19 protein-coding genes are annotated in these 20221 nt (G+C 60.1%); 11 read left to right on the top strand and 8 right to left on the bottom strand.

Annotated elements, in window-relative coordinates; genetic code table 11:
- Nucleotides 1-10: 10 nt before the first annotated feature.
- The 5 genes from AB4O09_RS25980 to dctP all read right to left on the bottom strand — a co-directional run bounded on the left by AB4O09_RS25980 (nt 11) and on the right by dctP (nt 6141).
- The gene (locus AB4O09_RS25980) at nt 11-1915 is read right to left on the bottom strand and encodes an alkaline phosphatase D family protein (protein ID WP_013692282.1); all 1905 of its coding nucleotides are present in this window, start codon (nt 1913-1915) and stop codon (nt 11-13) included.
- A 147-nt stretch (nt 1916-2062) separates the two neighbouring features.
- Nucleotides 2063-3058, bottom strand: a complete 996-nt coding sequence (locus AB4O09_RS25975; RefSeq protein WP_460107655.1) for a TRAP transporter substrate-binding protein — start codon at nt 3056-3058, stop codon at nt 2063-2065.
- Nucleotides 3059-3167: 109 nt separating this feature from the next.
- A complete protein-coding gene (gene dctM / locus AB4O09_RS25970) occupies nt 3168-4451 on the bottom strand; it encodes a C4-dicarboxylate TRAP transporter large permease protein DctM (RefSeq protein ID WP_003197901.1) in 1284 nt (427 codons plus the stop codon).
- On the bottom strand, nt 4448-5080 hold the full coding sequence (locus tag AB4O09_RS25965; protein WP_003197903.1) for a TRAP transporter small permease: 633 nt from the start codon (nt 5078-5080) through the stop codon (nt 4448-4450). Before AB4O09_RS25965 ends, dctM begins: the two co-directional genes overlap by 4 nt.
- A gap of 65 nt (nt 5081-5145) precedes the next feature.
- Entirely contained in the window at nt 5146-6141 is a 996-nt protein-coding gene (gene dctP / locus AB4O09_RS25960; RefSeq protein ID WP_123350758.1) for a C4-dicarboxylate TRAP substrate-binding protein DctP, read from the bottom strand.
- A 357-nt stretch (nt 6142-6498) separates the two neighbouring features.
- Between dctP and AB4O09_RS25955 the strand changes: the two genes are divergently transcribed.
- The 9 genes from AB4O09_RS25955 (at nt 6499) to AB4O09_RS25915 (ending at nt 15146) form a co-directional block, all read left to right on the top strand.
- The gene (locus AB4O09_RS25955) at nt 6499-7011 is read left to right on the top strand and encodes a type VI secretion system amidase effector protein Tae4 (RefSeq protein ID WP_003197908.1); all 513 of its coding nucleotides are present in this window, start codon (nt 6499-6501) and stop codon (nt 7009-7011) included.
- Nucleotides 7008-7235 carry a hypothetical protein gene (locus AB4O09_RS25950; protein WP_003197910.1) on the top strand — a complete coding sequence of 76 codons (228 nt, stop codon included), beginning with the start codon at nt 7008-7010 and terminating at the stop codon, nt 7233-7235. The genes AB4O09_RS25955 and AB4O09_RS25950 overlap by 4 nt, the downstream gene beginning before the upstream one ends.
- 599 nt (nt 7236-7834) lie before the next feature.
- On the top strand, nt 7835-8989 hold the full coding sequence (locus tag AB4O09_RS25945) for a mandelate racemase family protein (RefSeq protein WP_038858554.1): 1155 nt from the start codon (nt 7835-7837) through the stop codon (nt 8987-8989).
- Nucleotides 8990-9061: 72 nt separating this feature from the next.
- Nucleotides 9062-10684, top strand: a complete 1623-nt coding sequence (locus AB4O09_RS25940) for an ABC transporter substrate-binding protein (RefSeq protein WP_426386172.1) — start codon at nt 9062-9064, stop codon at nt 10682-10684.
- A gap of 34 nt (nt 10685-10718) precedes the next feature.
- A complete protein-coding gene (locus AB4O09_RS25935) occupies nt 10719-11756 on the top strand; it encodes an ABC transporter permease (RefSeq protein WP_013692286.1) in 1038 nt (345 codons plus the stop codon).
- Nucleotides 11756-12661, top strand: coding sequence for an ABC transporter permease (locus AB4O09_RS25930; protein WP_013692287.1), 906 nt, complete (start codon nt 11756-11758; stop codon nt 12659-12661). Before AB4O09_RS25935 ends, AB4O09_RS25930 begins: the two co-directional genes overlap by 1 nt.
- 10 nt (nt 12662-12671) lie before the next feature.
- Nucleotides 12672-13511, top strand: a complete 840-nt coding sequence (locus tag AB4O09_RS25925) for an ABC transporter ATP-binding protein (protein ID WP_013692288.1) — start codon at nt 12672-12674, stop codon at nt 13509-13511.
- A 10-nt stretch (nt 13512-13521) separates the two neighbouring features.
- Entirely contained in the window at nt 13522-14289 is a 768-nt protein-coding gene (locus tag AB4O09_RS25920) for an ABC transporter ATP-binding protein (protein ID WP_038858553.1), read from the top strand.
- A 134-nt stretch (nt 14290-14423) separates the two neighbouring features.
- Entirely contained in the window at nt 14424-15146 is a 723-nt protein-coding gene (locus AB4O09_RS25915) for an oligogalacturonate-specific porin KdgM family protein (RefSeq protein ID WP_013692290.1), read from the top strand.
- Nucleotides 15147-16408: 1262 nt separating this feature from the next.
- On the opposite strand, the gene AB4O09_RS25910 is transcribed toward AB4O09_RS25915, so the two are convergent.
- On the bottom strand, nt 16409-17152 hold the full coding sequence (locus AB4O09_RS25910; RefSeq protein ID WP_013692291.1) for a FadR/GntR family transcriptional regulator: 744 nt from the start codon (nt 17150-17152) through the stop codon (nt 16409-16411).
- 97 nt (nt 17153-17249) lie between these two features.
- Between AB4O09_RS25910 and AB4O09_RS25905 the strand changes: the two genes are divergently transcribed.
- Nucleotides 17250-17963, top strand: coding sequence for a FadR/GntR family transcriptional regulator (locus AB4O09_RS25905; RefSeq protein ID WP_053161890.1), 714 nt, complete (start codon nt 17250-17252; stop codon nt 17961-17963).
- A 62-nt stretch (nt 17964-18025) separates the two neighbouring features.
- On the opposite strand, the gene AB4O09_RS25900 is transcribed toward AB4O09_RS25905, so the two are convergent.
- Nucleotides 18026-19075 (bottom strand): hypothetical protein, encoded by a 1050-nt coding sequence (locus AB4O09_RS25900; protein ID WP_013692293.1) that lies wholly within the window; start codon nt 19073-19075, stop codon nt 18026-18028.
- Nucleotides 19076-19192: 117 nt separating this feature from the next.
- On the opposite strand from AB4O09_RS25900, the gene AB4O09_RS25895 reads away from it, so the two are divergent.
- Entirely contained in the window at nt 19193-19564 is a 372-nt protein-coding gene (locus AB4O09_RS25895) for a PH domain-containing protein (RefSeq protein WP_013692294.1), read from the top strand.
- A gap of 56 nt (nt 19565-19620) precedes the next feature.
- Here the strand turns inward: AB4O09_RS25895 and AB4O09_RS25890 are convergent, their stop codons facing one another.
- On the bottom strand, nt 19621-20037 hold the full coding sequence (locus AB4O09_RS25890) for a VOC family protein (protein ID WP_003197916.1): 417 nt from the start codon (nt 20035-20037) through the stop codon (nt 19621-19623).
- Between the last annotated feature and the right edge of the window lie 184 nt (nt 20038-20221).

Genomic DNA, 20221 nt, shown 5'->3' with positions numbered 1-20221 from the left:
CCCACAGGTTTCAGGCTGGTGGGGATTTGGGAGGCCGCATGCGCGTCGGCGGTTGGCCGTTGGCGTTGTGCTGGTAGATCTTCGTGGGCTGGCCCTGTTCATTGAAGAACACCTGGCCAATGCCTGCGCTGTTCCACAGCCGCTCACCGGCTTCGGCGTGTTCCGGGGTGTGGGGGACGATGCGCATGCTGCGGCGCTTGGTGAACCAATTCAAGGGCGAGCGCGGCGAGTAGAGCCAGCGGTTCAGGCGGTCGAACCATTCCAGCAGCGCAGGCGGAAATTCATTCTTGATGCCACTGCTGGTGATCTGCCAGATACGCGGACCGCCCTTGCGGTGTGGGATCAATACTTCGTAAACGAAGGAATAATGCACGTCCCCGGACAGCACCACGTAATTACCGGGCGTACGCGAGTGGCGGAAAATATTCAGGATCACCTGGGCAGCGCCGCGATGGGCCATCCAGTTTTCCGCATCCACCAGCAGCGGATAACCGCACCAACTGAACACCCGCTGCACAGTCTCGATCAGCTTCACACCGAAGATCGGTGCCGGTGAGACGATGATCGCCGACGGGTGATCCAACAACTCCTGCTGCAACTCGCTCAGGGCTTCCCAATCCAGCAGGCCGGAAGGCTGCTTGAGGTTGTTCTCGCTGCGCCAGCGGCGGGTGCGGGTGTCGAGCACCACCAGGGCCGGGGTGCTCGGCAGCACGTAATGCCATTGCTGGAAAGCCAGCAGGGTGTCGATCAGTTGGTCCTGGGGTTCGCTGTCGAGGTAACGATCCCGGGCGGTGTCGCTCAGGGCCAAGGTTTGCGGGAGCACGTCAGCGAAGGCATCCGGGTTGTTGCCCCAGCCCTGGCAGAGCATGTAGGCGATCAACGCATTACCGATGATGCGTTTGGAGAACGGATGGCCGTAGGCCGTTTCCTCCCACTGCGCAGACAGGTTCCAGTCATCGGTAATGTCGTGGTCGTCGAAAATCATCAGGCACGACAGGTGCGCAAACACCCGCGCCACACCGCCCAGCCCGGTCTTGAACGCATCGATGCGCTGCTGTTCCAGGTCGTAGCGCTGGCGCCGTTCGACGGTCAGTTCGGGCGGTTGCACCGTGATCAGCGTCCAAGGCACGGGTGACCACACCAGCAGGTACATCGCCATGACCTCGGCGAAAGTCACCAGGTGATTGTCGGCGCTGCTGCTGGTGAAAATCGGCTTGCGGGCCCCGCCGAAAAATCGCTCGCGCAGGGTTTCGTTACTCTCAAGTGCCGGCAGCAAATCGGCACGATGGTAATAACTGGCCGGGTGCTGATAGAGCTTGGCGCTGTCTTCCACCACGGCACCGTCCAGGCATTCCTCGAACAGCCCCAAGCGTTCGATCAGCGCATGAATCGCCCGCAACATGGGCCCGGCGACATCGTCGGCATAGACCTGGTCGCCGCTCATCATCAGCAATGCCGGGCGCTGCTCCGGGGTTTGCGCCAATAGCCGGTCGACGCAGAGCAGGCCGTCGTTGGCTGGGTAGTGGGGTTTGCGGCAAGAGCCGTGGACCAGTTGCTCGATGCGCGAATGCAACATGAAATTCGGGCACGGTGCGCCGTCATACAGCAGATGCGGCGCCCATTCGGCGATGGGCGCGCCGTCCACCAGCAAGTCGTAGTCAATCGTCACGTCCCGGGGCAGGGGGCTGTCGAGCCGTACATCGATCAGGTGTACAAAAGCCTGCTGCCCCACCGGCACCACGGTGCAGCACGTCGCATCCAGTGCACGATCGCCCACGCCGGCCACGCGCAACGTCAACGCCAATGCTCGCGTACCCACCAGCCACATCACCAGCCGCGAGGGCTCCAGCCGTCGCAACAGTGGGCCGACCAGGACGGCGGGCAGGGCGGTGGTATCGGCGGTGGACGGCAGCATTCGCGAGTAAAAGCTCTGTTCAGGGAGAGGCGGGGATCATAACGCAATGTGCCGGGTTGCTGGGGACGGTGGATTCAACGTGGATGACCGCTTTTGTGGCGAGGGAGCCTGCTCCCTCGTCACAGGGCCGTGCTATACCTTGTTACATCACTGGGCCTTGTTGGAAGCCTCAGCCGCCTTGATCAGGTCCGGCCCGATCTCCTGTTCAAACTTCGCCCACACCGGCTTCATTTTTTCGCGCCAGGCGTTACGCTGCTCTGGTGTGAGGGTAATGATCTCGGTGGTCTTGGCGTCCAGCACATGCTGCTTGTCCTGCTGGTTGAATCGCTCCGCTTCCTGGTTGGCATGGGCGGTGGATTGGACCACGATCTTGTCCAGTTCGCTGCGGATATCCGGCGGCAGGCCGTTCCAGAAGTCCGAGGTGGTGATCAGCATGTAGTCGAGTATGCCGTGGTTGGACTCGGTGACGTATTTCTGCACTTCATTGAGTTTCTGGTTGTAGAAGTTCGAATAGGTGTTTTCCGTGCCGTTGACCAGACCGGTGCGCAAAGCCTGGTACACCACCGAGAAGATCATCGGTTGCGCCTTGGCGCCCACGGCCTGGAACTGTTCCTGCAGCACCGCGGAGGTCTGTATCCGGAACGCCAGGCCGCGGGCATCCTCGGGGGTGCGCAGCGGCTTGTTGGCCGATAGCTGCTTCATGCCGTTGTGCCAATAGGCCAGGCCGGTGATGTTCTTGCTTTCCATGGACTTGAGCAGCTTCTGGCCCTCGGGGCTGCGCTGGAAACGGTCCACGGCGGCGATGTCGTTGAACAGGAAGGGCAAGTCGAACAACTGCACCGACTTGGTGTACTGATCGAACTTGGCCAGCGACCGCGCAATGATCTGCACTTCCCCGAGGAGCAAGGCCTCCAGCTCCTTGTCATCGCCATACAGCGTGGAGTTTGGGTACACCTCCACCTTCACCTTGCCCGCCAGTCGTTCATCCACGAGCTTCTTGAACATCAACGCGCCCTGGCCTTTGGGCGTTTGTTCGGCCACGACATGGGAAAACTTGATCACGATCGGTTCCGCCGCCGTGGCCGTGCCCAACGCACTGAAGGCCAGGGTACAGGCGAGCGTTATCCACATAGGTTTGAGCATTGCCGGATTTCCTTATGCATGTGTCGACGGTGCATTAACCACACCAGGAGCTGCACCTGCGGAGTGATGAGCCAGTGCCTTCGCTCCGCAGGTCTGTGTTCGGTTGGGCTTAACTCATCCCCAACCAGTTCGGTAGCACCAGCGAGATCCACGGCACATAGGTAATCAGCACCAGGAACGCCAGCAGAATCATCAACCATGGCATGGCGGCGCGGATGGTGGCGGGCAGGGACATGCCGGTCACCGCCGAGGTGACGAACAGGTTCAATCCCACCGGTGGCGTGATCAGGCCGATCTCCAGGTTCACCACCATGATGATGCCCAGGTGGATCGGGTCGATGCCCAGCTTCATGGCGATGGGGAACAGGATCGGCGCCAGGATCAGGATGATCGCCGAAGGCTCCATGAACGCGCCCGCGACCAGCAGCACGATGTTCACCACCAGCAGGAAGGTCACCGGCGTCAACCCGGCATCGATCACCCATGCGGTGATTTGCTGCGGCAGTTGCTCGGTGGTCAGTACGTGGGCGAAGAGCATGGCGTTGGCGATGATGAACATCAGCATGATGCTCAGCTTGGCCGACTCCAGCAGCACTTTCGGCGTCTCACGGAACGTCAGGTCCTTGTAGACGAACAACGCAATGAACGCCGAATACACCGCCGCCACCGCCGCTGCTTCGGTGGGGGTGAACATCCCGGAGTAAATCCCGCCGAGGATGATGAACATCAGCAGCAGGCCCCAGATGGCCTGGCGTGCCGTGCTCAACCATTCACGGAGCGTCGCCCGGGGCAGGGCTGGGAGGTTTTTCTTCACAGCGACGATGTAGATCGCCACCATCAGGAAAAAACCCAACAACAAGCCGGGAATCACACCGGCCATGAACAGCTTGCCCACCGAGGTTTCGGTCGCCGCGGCATACACCACCATCACGATCGAGGGCGGAATCAGGATGCCCAGGGTCCCCGCGTTGCACACGATGCCTGCGCCAAACGCCTGTGGATAACCCGAGCGCACCATCCCGGCAATGGCGATGGAGCCGACCGCTGCCACCGTCGCGGGACTCGAGCCCGACAACGCCGCAAACAGCATGCAAGCCAGCACCGCCGCAATCGCCAGGCCGCCACGGATATGCCCGACGCAGGCGTTGGCAAAGTCGATCAGCCGTCGTGCCACACCGCCGGTGGTCATGAACGCACCGGCCAGCAGGAAGAACGGAATCGCCAGCAACGTGTAGTGCTCGGACGTTTCGAACAGCTTGATCGCCAGGGAACGCACCGAGTCGGGGCTGAAGAAAATGATAGTCAGCGAGCCGGCCAATCCCAGCGAAATGGCAATGGGCACGCCGATGAACATCAGCACGAACAGTGCTATGAACAGGAAGGCAATGGTCATGGCTTGTCTTCCTCATGTTCGGTCAACTTGATGGCTTCGGCTGCTTCATCGGCCAAGCCCAGACCGGTCTGGCGGTTGCGCAGGATCCGCACGAGAATTTCTGCGAAACGGATAAACACCAGGGCAAAACCGACCGGTACGATCAACCCGATATGCCACTGCATGATGCCGAAATGGCCGAGATCCTCGGCGCCGATCTGGGCAATCATCAAGGTGTTGATCCATTCGAAACTCGCCACCGCCAGCAGCCCGGCATAGCCAAGGCAGCACAGGCAAGCAATGACGCCGATGACGCGCTGCACCGGTTTGCTCGCCAGTTTCACCAGCGCATCGACGCCGATGTGCCCGGCCGTGCGCACGCCGTACGACAACCCGAAAAAGATCAGCCAGCCAAACAGGGCCTTGGTCAGTGACGTGCTCCAGGTCATGGCCTGGGCCATGCCCATGACGGTGTCACCAATGGCGAACATCGACTCGCTCGCGGCTGACCATTGGTCGCCGAGGCTATAGAAAACGGTATAGAGATTGTTGAGTACCACGTAGACGAACGTTACAAGCGTCATGGCGGCCAGAAGGAAGGCAATGAAAGCTTCCTCGAAGTGTTCCCAGATGCGCCGAAGGGCGTTCATGGCGTGACCTCTCCTGTGGGGGACGACAGGCCGGCGCTACCAGGGCGGCAGCACCGGCCAACCAATCACTGGGCCTTGTTGGAGGCTTCGGCGGCTTTGATCAGGTCAGCGCCGATATCACCTTCGAACTTTTTCCATACCGGTTTCATCTTGTCGCGCCATTCGCCACGTTCTTCTGGCGTCAGGGTGATGATCTCGGTGGTCTTGGCGTCGAGGATGCGCTGTTTGTCGTGCTCGTTCAGTTGCGCGGCCTCTTTGTTCACGTGGGCCGTGACTTCTACCAGGATCTTGTCCAGTTCAGTGCGGATGTCCGGCGGCAGGCCGTTCCAGAACTTGGTGTTGGTGATCAGCATGTAGTCGAGTACACCGTGGTTGGATTCGGTGATGTACTTCTGCACTTCATGCATTTTCTGGCTGTAGATGTTCGAGTACGGGTTTTCCGCACCGTTGACCACGCCGGTCTGCAAACCTTGGTAAACCTCGGCGAAACTCATCTTGCGCGGGTTGGCGTTCACCGCCTTGAATTGCTCTTCCAGTACCGCCGATGCCTGTACGCGGAACTTCAGGCCACGAGCATCCTTGGGTTCACGCAGGGGTTTGTTCGCCGACAGCTGCTTCATGCCGTTGTGCCAATAAGCCAGGCCGGTGATGTTCTTGCTTTCCATGGATTTGAGCAGCTTCTGGCCTTCAGGGCTCAACTGGAAACGGTCCACGGCGGAGATGTCATCGAACAGGAACGGCAAGTCAAACAACTGTACGGTCTTGGTGTATTGCTCGAACTTGGCCAGTGACGGCGCGATCATCTGCACGTCGCCCAATAGCAGGGCTTCCATTTCCTTGCCATCGCCGAACAGTGAAGAGTTGGGGTAGACCTCGACCTTCACTTTGCCTGGCAACCGTTCTTCCGCGAGTTTTTTGAACAGCAGCGCGCCTTGGCCTTTTGGTGTTTGTTCGGCGACCACATGGGAGAACTTGATCACCACCGGATCTGCCGCCATGGCCGTGCTCATCGCACTAAGGGCCAATGTGCAAGCGAGCGCTTTCCAGATAGGTTTGAACATTACGGGCTTTCCTCTTGTTTTTAGTATTTTCGTGCGGGCTCATTCAAAACACAGCGCACGGCGGAACAATGATGAGTCTAGGCAGAAAAACAACTTGTCGAGTGCGGTTAACAGGAAAACCGTCCTTTGGCTGTACATCTCGACAGGTTGCGCTAGAGCCCTCCTTGCGTCGGGCTGAAACATCACAAACGGGTCATTTCGAAAGGTTTCAGTCAATAACCGTGCTGGGGCAGGAAACCATAAAGGAGCGGTGATGGCTACTGGCTTTCAATCTTGCGCCAGCGCTTATTGAATCCATGGTGCGAGCAGGTCTGCTAGGCTATTCGTCCAGGATAAAAACCTCATGGAGAGGGCAGAATGTTTACATTCGACACGTTGTGGAAAAGCCATCCGCAGATATTTGGTGATGCCGCGCCTTGCAGAACCAATGGTGCCAAGAACTTCAGTGACCAATGCGCGATCAACCTCGGCGTGGCCCTGCGTCGCGCTGGTGCAGACATGAGTCAGCTCAAAAGCGTGCGACATTGCTGGCAACACCCCAAGAGCGACGGGCACATATTGGCCGCCGAAGAGCTCGCCAAGGCCTTGAGCCGCGCCAAGATTCCTGGCTTGCAGGCCATGAAGACCATTAAAAGCGAAGAATTCGAAGAGACCCTGAGCGGGCAGCAGGGCGTTATTTTCTTCAAGGACTTCTGGCGTCGGGCAAACGAAACCACGACCAACCGCAGCGGCGATCACATCGACCTGTGGAATGGCCGTCGCCTGACGGATTGGCTGAGCTACCCACGTATACAAATGGGTTTTTCGATCGAAGGCACGTTCTCGGACTTTCACGATTCCAAGGACATCTGGTTCTGGAAAGTCATATGAACGTCATCAAGGAAACTTTGTTTGTTCTCCTGATCATCGTGTTGGCGGTCGGTACATTTAATTTGGCGTTCATGGCCGTTGGTAGTTATTTCGGGCCGTTCTACGAGAGCGAAGCAGACCAGAGCCGCAACTTTGCGATCTGGTTGTTTGGCAATGTCGGGGTGGTGGTCGTGGCTGCGACGGTGGGCATTGTCTGGAGTCGACGGCGCAAACCTCGAATCTAGCCAGGCAGCCAAAGTCAGCACAAAATCTGTGACAGGGAGTCCACCCTCCGCAGCCACCGCCTCCCACAGTTTTTGATTGCGGCTGTTCACAAATTCGGCGTCCGCCAGAGATCCCCTGTGGGAGCGAGCCTGCTCGCGAAGACGGCGGCACATCCAGCATCACCGCCTCTGACACACCGCTATCGCGAGCAAGCTCGCTCCCACAGTTTTGATCCCAGGTGTTCACGAATCCTGCGCTCACCACAGTCCCCCTGTGGGAGCGAGCTTGCTCGCGATGCCGGCGGCACAGCCAACATCACCGTCTCAGACAGACCGCTATCGCGAGCAAGCTCGCTCCACAGTCGCCCATCCCCTGGCCCACGTCTTCAGCCTTCAAGGCACTACGTCGTCTGCGACAAGTGGTCTCACTTCACGCTGCGTGGTATGACGACATTTTAGAATTTTGCTCATGGAAATAACCTCTTCTTCGCGGAAAACCTCGTGCGTACGCAAGTTTTATTGCGTTTAAGGGGTTGACAGTCCACCGGGAACGTCAGAATAATCCGCTACGTTGTATGACGACATACAAATAAACAATAACAACATTGGTGTTCCTCCCCATGAGAATCACAGGCGTTCACGTCGACGTTTTTTCCACCCCTTCGCGCCGTGCCCAGGACAGCGCCGGCCATGCCCATCCAGGCGATGAGGTCATGATCAAGATGGCTTTGCTGCGAATCGGTTGCGACGATGGCTCCGAGGGTTATGCCTTCGGCCCGCCTGAGTTGATTCGTCCGCACATCATCGAGTCCTTTGTGCGCAAAGTGCTGATCGGTCGCGACCCGATGGACCGCGAGAGCATCTGGCAAGACCTGGCACACTGGCAGCGCGGCAGTGCCGGGCAGTTCACCGACCGGGCGCTGGCGCTGGTGGAGCAAGCCTTGTGGGACTTGGCCGGGCGTGCGCTCAAGCTGCCGGTGCACAAGTTGATTGGCGGCTATCGTGACAAGGTTCCGGCGTACGGCTCGACGATGTGCGGCGACGATTTGCCGGGTGGCCTGTCGACGCCGGACGAGTACGCTCAGTTCGCCGAGAAGCTGGTCCAGCGCGGCTACAAGGCCATCAAGTTGCACACCTGGATGCCGCCGATTTCCTTCGCCCCCAACCCGCAAATGGACATCCAGGCCTGCGCCGCCGTGCGTGAGGCGGTCGGCCCCAACATCGCGTTGATGCTCGACGGTTACCACTGGTACAGCCGCATGGACGCGCTGACCATTGGCAAGGCACTACAGGAGCTGAATTTCGCCTGGTTCGAGGAGCCGATGATGGAAGACTCGGCCGAGTCCTATGCCTGGCTGGCGGCCAACCTGGATATTCCGGTGCTGGGCCCGGAAAGCATCGCCGGCAAGTTTCACAGCCGCGCCAGTTGGGTCACCCACAAGTCCTGTGACATCCTGCGTGCCGGCGTGGCCGGGGTCGGTGGTATCGGGCCGTGCCTGAAGGTGGCGCACTTGGCTGAGTCGTTCGGCATGGATTGCGAAGTCCACGGCAATGGCGCGGCGAACCTGGCGGTGGTCGGTGCCATCAGCAACTGTCGTTGGTACGAGCGCGGCTTGCTGCACCCGTTCCTCGACTATGAAGAAGTCCCGGCGCACCTCAACAGCATCGTCGACCCCATGGACGCCGACGGTTTTGTGCACCTGTCGGATCGGCCAGGGTTGGGCGAAGACATCAACTTCGCGTATATCGAGGCCAACACCCTGTCTCGACATTGATCCTGTTCCACGCCTGAGGCTGATGACTGCCCGGGCGACAAAGTCTTTATAAATATAAGAAAGGACTGAACCATGAATCTCTGGCCCAAGCGCCTGACCAGGCTGCTATGCGTCGCCGTGGCCCTGTGCGCAGTGCAGGTGCCCGTCAGCCTGGCCCAAGGCGAAACGCCCCCCGACCAATTGGTGGTGGGCATGAGCATGATCAACCTGCTGTCCCTGGACCCCGCTGCGGCCACCGGCCTGGAGGTCGCCGAAGTCAATGCCAACGTCTATGACATGCTCCTGGAGCAGGACGCGGCGCAGCCGGACACGCTGATTCCGGCCCTGGCGAAAACCTGGGAAGTCAGCCCCGACCGCATGCGCCTGACGTTCCAGTTGCGCGACGACGTGCGTTTTCACTCCGGTGCGCCACTGACCGCGCAAGACGTCGCCTGGTCATTGCAACGGGTGGTCACCCTCAACCGCGCCCTGGCTTCAACCTGGAAAGCCTACGGCTTCACCGCCGACAACGTCGTCAAACTGATGCGTGCCGAAGGGCCGCACACCTTTGTCATGGAGCTGCCCCGCATTACCGACCCGGTGCTGGTGCTCAATACCCTGGCGACCTCTCCCAGTGCCTTCATCATCGATCGCTCGGTCGCCTTGCAACATCAGGTCGGCGACGACCAGGGCGCCGCATGGCTGGCGACGCACACGGCCGGGTCCGGCGCGTTCAAGCTCGACATCTGGCGGGCCAACGACGTCATCCTGATGAGTCGTCATGACGACTATTGGCGCGGCCCCGCGAAGTTGCGCCGGGTGATCATGCGTAACATGACCGAGTCCCAGGCACTGCGCCTGATGGTCGAGCGCGGTGACCTGGATGTCGCCCGGGGCATGGCCGCCACCGACATCAAGGCGCTGGGCAAGGTCGAAGAAGTGCGCATCCAGAGCATCGCCCGCGGCACGCTGTATTACGTGGCGATGAGCATGCAGCAACCGTTGTTCCAGGACATCCGCGTGCGCCAGGCCATCCGCCTGCTGATCGACTACCAGGGCATCAACGATGTGGTGATGCCGCACTACGGCGTGATCAATCAGCGGCCGTTGCAGTTGGGGCTGCCTGCACGCCTGGAGGATCCGGGCTATCGCCTGGATGTGGTCGAGGCCAAGCGCCTGCTGGCGGCGGCCGGACATGCCGAAGGCTTCAAGGTGACCATCCGTTCGCTGACCGATCCACCGTTCATCAACATCGCCACCAGCCTGCAGGCGACACTGGCCCAGGCGGGCATCCAGGCGACGATCATCACCGGCACTGGCAACCAGATCTATGGGGCGATGCGCGACCGCCAATTCGACATCCTCGTCGGTCGTGGCGGTGGTGGGGCGGAGCGTCACCCGCACTCGAGCCTGCGGGCCCTGGTGTACAACCCGGACAACCGCACCGAAGCCAAGCTGAGCAACTTCCAGGGCTGGCGCACCTCGTTTTTCAACCCGCAGCTCAATCAATTGATCGAGCAAGCCGAGCGCGAGCGTGACCCCGAGCACCAGCGCGAAATCTACGCGCAGATCCAGACCCTCTACGACCAACAGGCCGGGGCGATCATGCCGGTCTCACAGATGGTGGACGAAGTGGTGATCCATGCGGATGTGCGCAACTACATCGGCCACACCGCCGCCACCACGCGTCTTCGGGACGTCTACAAGCAGCGCTGAAATCGACGGCCACAGGGCCAAGGCAGGAATGAACATGTCGACTGCATCCTTTTCAATCTGGACCACCCGGGCCGCTTCGGCGACCCGGCGCGGCGGCTCGGTGGCGGTGACGTTGCTGGGGTTGCTGCTACTGACTTTTTTCATCGGGCGAGTGATGCCCCTGGACCCGGTGCTGGCCATCGTCGGCCCGGACGCCGACGCCTCGGCCTACGCCCAGGTGTACAAAGAGCTGGGCCTGGACAAACCGTTGTGGACCCAGTTCGCGATCTACCTCGGTGACCTGTTGCACGGTGATTTCGGCATGGCCTTGCTGACCGGCAACCCGGTCATCACCGACATCGCCCGGGTCTTCCCGGCTACGTTGGAACTGGCGACCCTGGCCATTCTGTTCGGCGTGTTGGCGGGCCTGCCGCTGGGTGTCTACGCCGCGACTCATCAGGGACGTGCCGGTGACCATATCGCGCGCCTGATTACCCTGTTCGGTTATTCCACACCGATTTTCTGGATCGGCATGATGGCTTTCCTGGTGTTCTACGCCTGGCTGGGTTGGGCCGGTGGCGTCGGGCGCATCGGCCTGGCCTATGACGGGCTGATCCCGAGACACACCGGGCTGTTGTTGATCGACACCGCCTGGTCCGGCGACTGGGAGGCTTTTCGCAGTGCGTTGCGCCATATCCTGTTGCCGGCGGTAATCCTCAGCTTCAACTCGGTCGCCTACATCAGCCGCATGACCCGCAGCTTCATGCTCGAGCAGCTGTCCCAGGAATACATCATCACCGCCCGGGTCAAGGGTTTGTCCCAGCGGCGCATCGTCTGGGGTCATGCGTTCGGCAACATCCGCGTGCAGTTGCTGACCATCGTCGCGCTGGCCTACGGCGGCCTGCTGGAGGGCGCGGTGCTGATCGAAACCGTGTTCGCCTGGCCGGGCTTCGGCCAGTACCTGACCAGCAGTTTGCTGCTCGGTGACATGAACGCGGTGATGGCCTGCGTGCTGTTGATCGGCCTCATCTTCGTGACGCTGAACCTGATCAGCGACGCGCTGTACAAGATCTTCGACCCGAGGACTCGCTAATGAACCTGCCCCTGGCTTCCAGCGCACCCGCCGCCGCGCTGCCCGCTTCCAGTACCGCAGCGATGGCCGCCAGCACCTTGCGCCTGCTGCGTTTCCTGCTGCGCAACCCGATGACCTTCGCCGGCCTGGTCGTTGTCTCGACCCTGATGCTGGTCGCGGCTTTTGCTCCCTGGATCGCCGGCCACGATCCGTTGCTGCAGAACCTCGCCGGCGCGTTGCAGGCACCCAGTAGCGCGCACTGGTTCGGCACTGACGAATACGGTCGCGATGTGTTCGCCCGGCTCGTCTACGGCTCGCGCATCACCCTGTACATCGTCTTGCTGGTGACGGTGATTGTCGGCCCCATCGGCCTGCTGGTCGGGACGGTTTCCGGTTACTTCGGTGGCTGGGTCGACAGCCTGTTCATGCGCATCACCGACATCTTCATCTCGTTCCCCAGCCTGGTCCTGGCGCTGGCGTTCATCGCCGCCCTCGGCCCGGGGCTGGAGCACGCAGTAATCGCCATCGCACTCACCGCATGGCCGCCGATTGCCCGGCTTGCCCGCGCCGAAACACTGCCGTTGCGCAACGCCGACTTCGTCGTCGCGGTACAGCTCCAGGGTGCATCCAGTACCCGGGTCATCCTGCGGCACATCATTCCAATGTGCCTGTCGTCGGTGATCATCCGCCTGACCATGAACATGGCGAGCATCATCCTCACCGCCGCCGCCCTGGGCTTTCTCGGCCTCGGCGCCCAGGCACCGTTGCCGGAGTGGGGCGCGATGATCTCCACCGGGCGGCGCTACATGCTCGAAAGCTGGTGGCTGGTGGCGGCGCCCGGTGCGGCGATCATGCTGGTCAGCCTGGCTTTCAACCTGTTGGGCGACGGCTTGCGCGACGTCCTTGACCCCCGCAGCCAATCCTGAGGACAGCCCCATGACTGAGATAAAACTTGCGGTACAGGACTTGTGCGTGGAGTTTCGCAACGCCGGCAAAACCTCCCTGGCGGTGCGTGACGTGTCGTTCACCCTGGGCCGGGAAAAACTCGCCATCGTTGGTGAATCCGGCTCGGGCAAATCCACCGTCGGCCGCAGCCTTTTGCGTCTGCATCCGCCGACCGCGCGGGTCACCGCCAAGACGTTGCGCTTCGCCGACATCGACCTGTTGGCCGCCAGCGAAAAGCAGATCCAGGCGATTCGCGGCGCGCGCATGTCGATGATCATGCAAGACCCAAAGTACTCGCTGAACCCCGTGGTGCGGGTCGGCGAACAAATCGCCGAGGCCTACCTGGCCCATCACAAAGTGCCCCATCGCGAGGCCCGCGAACGCGCCCTGGACATGCTCGCCAAGGTGCACATTCGCGACCCTCGGCGGGTCTATGAACTGTACCCCCACGAGGTCTCGGGCGGCATGGGCCAGCGGATCATGATCGCCATGATGGTGATCACCGATCCCCAGGTGATCATCGCCGACGAACCGACTTCGGCGCTGGACGTGTCGGTGCGCCGCCAGGTGCTCAACGTGCTGGAAGAGTTGGTCAGCGAGCGTGACCTGGGGCTGATTTTCATCAGTCACGATTTGAATCTGGTGCGGCATTTCTGTGACCGCGTGCTGGTGATGTACGCCGGTCGCGTGGTCGAGTCGATTGCCGCCGCCGACCTGGGTAACGCCACCCATCCTTACACCCAGGGCCTGTTGGCCGCATTGCCGAGCCTGGACCATCCGCGCGCCACGTTGCCGGTGCTGCAGCGTGACCCACACTGGTTGAATGCTTGAGGAGCCTGTCATGAGCATGATTGAAATCGCCGGCCTGAACCTCAGTTTTGGCTCCGGCGCGGCACTGAACGCGGTATTGCACGACGTCGATTTGAGCGTCGCCGAAGGTGAGGCATTCGGCCTGGTGGGGGAGTCCGGTTCGGGCAAGACCACCGTGCTGCGCTGCCTGGCCGGGCAGTACCAGCATTGGAGTGGACAACTGCGGGTCGCAGGGCAAGCCGTCACGCGCAACCTGCCGCTGAATCACTACCGCACCGTGCAGATGGTGTTTCAGGACCCGTATGCTTCGTTGCATCCGCGCTACACCGTCGATGCCGCGTTGCAGGAACCGCTGCGCATCCACGGCATCGACGGGCGTGCGCAGAAGGTCAGCGAGATCCTGCGCAAGGTCGGCTTGAACGACAGCTTCCGCTTCCGCTATCCGCATCAGTTGTCCGGCGGTCAGCGCCAACGGGTGGCGATTGCCCGTGCGCTGATCCTGCGTCCCCGGGTGCTGTTGCTGGACGAGCCGACCTCGGCGCTGGATGTCTCGGTGCAGGCGGAGATCCTCAACCTGCTGGCCGACTTGCGTCGCCAGGAAGGGCTGACCTACCTGATGGTCACCCATGATCTGGCGGTGGTGGCGCACCTGTGTGATCGGCTGGCAGTGATGCAGCAGGGCAGGGTGGTGGAGACGCTCGACAGTCACCTGCTGGCGAGCGACGGCGCTGTCCATGCGTACACCCGTTTGCTGGTGCAAGCCAGTCGCGACATACAACGTGTACCCATCGCTGTCTGAGTTTTTTAACTGACGAGTTGTACTTGTTTTAACCCGTAAAAGACGTTGAGCCCCAGGTATCAATGCCGCGCACGCGCTCGCCTGTGATTTGGCGTTTACCCCAACTAACTATTAAACCAACAAGAATAAAAAACATGAAAAAGTCCCTCGTAGTTCTGTCCATCGCTTCGTTGTTCACGTCGGTTGTTGCACAGGCCGATACCGGTTATATCAACGTTCGCCATCAATATGCGGAACAGTCGCGCATGCATGCCGACCGCGCCAAGTTCGGCATGCGGCTGGACAACGGCATTGGGTTGGAAGGTGAACTCAAATACAAGACCGCCGGTGATCGCGAAGACGTCGCCTTCGACAACACCGTTGGCAGCGGCCATGAATTCACCGTCAACTATCAGCACAAGATCGATGACCGCTGGACGCTGACGCCCTCGTTCGCCATGGAGAGCGATGAGGAATCCACCACCTACAAATTGGGCATGCGCCTGGGCTACAAGATCACCAAGGAACTGAGCATCGCCGGTCGCTACCGCTACGATTCGTCCAAGCTGGACCGTGACAAGGTTGATCATGACGTGCCGGACAACGGCCAGGACGATCAGAAAATCAATCGCTACGACGTCTACGTCAACTACGCCGATCAAGGGCCGTGGGCTTATGAGTATCAACTGACGTACTTCGATGCCAACTACATCCGTTATAACGGCGGCACCGATGACTATGAACAGAATGCCGTGGTCAAGTACAAGTGGGATAAGCGCTGGGCACCGTTCTTTGAAGTGGGCGATATCAAGGTCAACTCGGTCGACAGTGATCGCCAACTGCGCCTGCGGGTCGGCATTCAATACAACTTTTTCTAAGTTGTGGTAGCACTGGGATCAACTTGTGGGAGCCGAGCGTTCACAGATCAGGCGTTCACCATAGATCCCCTGTGGGAGCTGAGCTTGCTCGCGATGGCGGTGTGTCTGTGCCAATGATGTTGGATGTATCGCCGTCATCGCGAGCAAGCTCGGCTCCCACACTGGTTTTCGAGCGTTCACAGATCAGGCGCTTACCATAGATCCCCTGTGGGAGCTGAGCTTGCTCGCGATGGCGGTGTGTCTGTGCCGATGATGTTGAATATATCGCCGTCATCGCGAGCAAGCTCGGCTCCTACACTGGTTTTCGAGCGTTCACAGATCAGGCGTTCACCATAGCTCCCCTGTGGGAGCTGAGCTTGCTCGCGATAGCGGTCTGCCTGTGCCGATGATGTTGGATGTATCGCCGTCATCGCGAGCAAGCTCGGCTCCCACACTGGTTTTCGGGCGTTCACAGATCAGGCGCTTACCATAGATCCCCTGTGGGAGCTGAGCTTGCTCGCGATGGCGGTGTGTCTGTGCCAATGATGTTGGATGTATCGCCGTCATCGTGAGCAAGCTCGGCTCCCACACTGGTTTTCGAGCGTTCACAGATCAGGCGTTCACCATAGATCCCCTGTGGGAGCTGAGCTTGCTCGCGATGGCGGTGTGTCTGTGCCAATGATGTTGGATGTATCGCCGTCATCGCGAGCAAGCTCGGCTCCCACACTGGTTTTCGAGCGTTCACAGATCAGGCGCTCACCATAGCTCCTCTGTGGGAGCTGAGCTCGCTCGCGATAGCGGTCTGCCTGTGCCGATGATGTTGAATGTATCGCCGTCATCGCGAGCAAGCTCGGCTCCTACACTGGTTTTCGAGCGTTCACAGATCAGGCGTTCACCATAGCTCCCCTGTGGGAGCTGAGCTTGCTCGCGATAGCGGTCTGCCTGTGCCGATGATGTTGAATGTCTCGCCGTCATCGCGAGCAAGCTCGGCTCCCACACTGGTTTTCGAGCGTTCACAGATCAGGCGTTCACCATAGCTCCCCTGTGGGAGCTGAGCTTGCTCGCGATAGCGGTCTGCCTGTGCCGATGATGTTGAATGTCTCGCCGTCATCGCGAGCAAGCTCGGCTCCCACACTGGTTTTCGAGCGTTCACAGATCAGGCGTTCACCATAGCTCCTCTGTGGGAGCTGAGCTTGCTCGCGATAGCGGTCTGCCTGTGCCGATGATGTTGGATGTATCGCCGTCATCGCGAGCAAGCTCGGCTCCCACAGAAGGAGTGTGGGTTATTCGTTGTAGAACGCCTGGCGTTGTTGGGTTTCACACAGGCGCATGCGGCTGTTGCTCAAATGCAGGTACATGGCCGCCCGCGCTGCATCGACGTTCCCACTGACGATCGCGTCGAAAATCTGCTGGTGTTCGGCGTTGATCCCCTGAAGATAAGCACTTCGATCACTTTGCCCGGAGTAGGCAGAGTTCATGCGCGTACGCGGGATCAGCTTCGTGCCCAGGTGCTTCATGATGTCGATCAGGTAGTAATTGCCGGCGGCCTTGGCGATTTTCAGATGGAACTGGAAATCGGCATTGATGGTGGTGCCGGATTTTTCCGGGCCTTGCAGCAACGCCTCCAGGGCCTGGGCCAGTTCGGCCAGGGCTTCAGGCGTTGCGCGCTCGGCGGCCATGCCAGCGGCCTGGACTTCCAGGCTCAGGCGAAACTCCAACAGGTTGAGCACATCCGACAACGTCGCAATCGTCGCCGGCCCCAAGGTGAAGCCCTCCGGCGCCGGCATGTCGAGGACAAAGGTGCCGACGCCATGCCGCGTCTCCACCAGCCCCGCCGCCTGCAAGCGCGACAGCGCCTCACGCACCACCGAACGACTGACGCCTTCGGCCTCCATGATGTGCACTTCGGTGGGGAGCTTTTCGCCGCACTTGAGAATGCCGTCGCGCATGCGCTGGGCAAAGCGGTCGACCAGGGTTTCGGCGAGGCGGCGCGGCTTGTTCAGTGGAGATAACGCTTGATCCGTCATCGGCTTGCTCTTGAGTGATCAGCGGGCATTATAGTGCGTTTCGCCGCGAGGTCGCGGCTATAATGCCGCGATCGTCTGGCTTTAATGGATAGGTGCAATGGACCATGTCACACCCGATCGACGCCTGAGCATGACTCAGCAACTGGTGGTCGACCTGACGCAGCAGATACTGGCCGGCGAACTGCCCGCGGGCAGCAAACTGCCGACCGAACAGGTCATCATCAAGGAACGCGGCGTCAGTCGGACGGTGGTTCGCGAAGCCATGTCGCGGCTCCAGGCCGAAGGCTTGGTGGAGACGCGCCACGGCATTGGCACCTTCGTGGTCGACACCGCTCGCCCGGGGGATTTCCAGGGCAGCAAGCACGTCAAGGGCGGCGCCTACGATGCGTTGGCCGTCATCGAACTGCGCCTGAGCCTGGAAGTTGAAGCGGCCGGCATTGCCGCGCAACGGGCCACGCCGGAGCAACTGGTGGCGATGCGTGAAGCGCTGGATGCAGCGAGTGCCTTTAGCGCAACGGATGACGAAAGCGCGCGGGTCGATTTCGCGTTTCATCTGCAGATTGCCCAGTGCACAGGCAACAGTTTTTTCATCGACGCCATGGCCCATGTGGGCAATAGCCTGATCGCGGTCGTGCAACAGGCCGGGCCGGCGGTGACGGGTGAAAATCGGGCGTCGGTGGTGCGTGAGCGCGAGCAGATCTACGCGGCGTTGGCGCGACGTGATTCCGAAGCGGCGCGGGCGTCGATGCGTTTGCACTTGATCAATATGCTGCAGCGGGTTCGGGGTGTGGTCGAGTCGACGGCGCAATAACCTCCCACCGCAGAACCCTGTGGGAGCGAGCCTGCTCGCGATGACGGTGGCCCATTCGCTTGCTAGTTGCGCTTCCAGCACTCCGCAAACCGCGCACATACCCCGTAACGCTCATCCATCTGCGCCATCCTCTCCAAGTGATGACCTACCGCTTCGACCGTCACCCCATTCCCGATCCGGAAGTACTCCACCATCATCGCGACGTCCAGGTCGATCTCGGCTTTTTCCGGCTTGGCATTGGCGGTTTTGGGCAACGCCCACTGTTCCAACTGCTCGTCCTTCAACTGCCGCAGGCGCGTCTGGTATTCGTCTTTGAAGCGTTCCATCGAGTGCGCCTTGTTCTGCGCCATATCATCGCCAAACGTCTTCAGGTTTTCCCGGTACAGCGTCCAGTAGTCAGCCGGCAGGTCGAAGCCGAGCTTGGCCTTGCGTTCGCTGATCAGGGTGTCCAGCTTCTCTGGCGAATAACTCTCGACTTTTTCCTTGGCCGGATCGGTCTTCACCGTGACGACCAGGCTTTTATCGATGACCCGGCTCATCAGCTCCAGGCGATGGGGCGTGTCCGGGTAGGTCTTGGGGAACAGCGCATTGCGACCGGCGCAGGCGGGAAAGTCTTTTTTCAGGATCGGGATCGGTGTGCGCACATCCTTGCCGTCGACCCGTTGCAAGCGTTGCAACTGAGTCAGGCAGAAGTTCTTCTCGGACTTGAACGTCACCTCGTATTCGGCATTGGCCTCGGGCGTAAAGTTGAAGCCCTTGCCGCACACGGCATAACCGCTGTTCATGTTGGTGCGCAGGTGAATCTGCTCACCCGGCTTGAGCTTGACCTCCAAATAACCCCTGGCATCCTTGGGCGCCGGAACGCTCATCCCCACCCGCCGCGCGGTATCGCTCAGCAGCATATTGTTGAGAATGCCGGTGGTTTGCCCGTCGCAATGGGCCGCGTCGAAATAATCCAGCGTGGCGTTGCTGGTATTGGCGACGAACCGCAACTTGGCGGCGTCCGGTTCGATGGCATCGGGGTAACTGCCATTGACGCTGCAACCGCCGAGCAATACAAACAACGCGGACAATGCTAATAACGGGGCAGGACGGCGAGGCAGGGCGAGCATGGGTCATCCTTGAAGGATCGATAAAGTTGGCGAATGCTACTGAAGTGCCACTATTGCGTCCATCACCTGCCGCTGGGCTGTAGGCAATACTATTTTCTTCTCGACAAGGACTTATCGATGATCGACTTCAACAACAAAGGCTTCTTCAAGCTCAAGCAAAACGACGAATATGCCGAGCGCGTCACGGCGCTGCTGCTGGACGGTGAACAGGTCATCGACGCTTACAAATCGATGCGCGACGGTGTGGTCTTCACCAACAAACGCATCATCGCGGTGAACGTGCAAGGCATCACCGGCAGCAAAAAAGACTTCACTTCCTTACCCTACAAAAACATCGTCGCCTACTCGGTCGAAACCTCCGGCACCTTCGACCTGGACTCTGAACTGGAGATCTACTTTTCATCCCTGGGCAAAGTGAAATTCGAATTCACCGGCAAGACCGGCATTGTGGAAATATCCAAGGTAATCTCCAAACACCTCCTGACCTGATCGGCAAACTCAGTGTCCACCGCCAACCCCCTGTGGGAGCGCTCGCCAGTTGCTGCTCAAGGCTCCAACGCCGGCCCCTTCAACTCGATCTGGTTGCCGTCCGGATCGAAGCAGTAAATCGACCAACCCTTGCCCTCCGCGCCATAGCGCTTCTGCGCTTTCTCAACCTCCAGGCCAGCTGAAGCCAGATGCGCGAGGAGGGCTTGTTCATCAAACGGCTCGATACGCAGGCAGAGGTGATCGACGTTGTGCCCTTGCTTCCCGGCCGCCGGCCCGCCCTGGCGACCGAGAGGCCCGTCGACGGCTACCAGGTCAATCATCGAAACACCGGTGCCCAGATGAATCATGCCAAGATCGTCCCGGCGCTTCTTGAGCTCGCAACCAAGCACCGACGTGTAGAAAGCGAGGCTGCGCTCGATGTCTTTTACGCGCAGGACGATGTGGTCAATACGTTGAATCGTGAAGTTCTTCATACGGGCCTCATGTGCTCAGTGATGGACGCTACGGGTTACTTCACCTTAGCTATTCATGCTGGAATGTCATCTCAACACAAAAAACTGTGGGAGCGAGCTTGCTCGCGAAAACGGCAGCACATTCAACATCGCAGGTTAGACCGGTCGCATCGCGAACCAGCTCCCCTTTACGCCCGGTATCCTG

The sequence above is a fragment of the Pseudomonas sp. H1_F01 genome (genome assembly GCF_054681425.1).
This window is presented reverse-complemented; position numbering and strand designations above follow the sequence as displayed.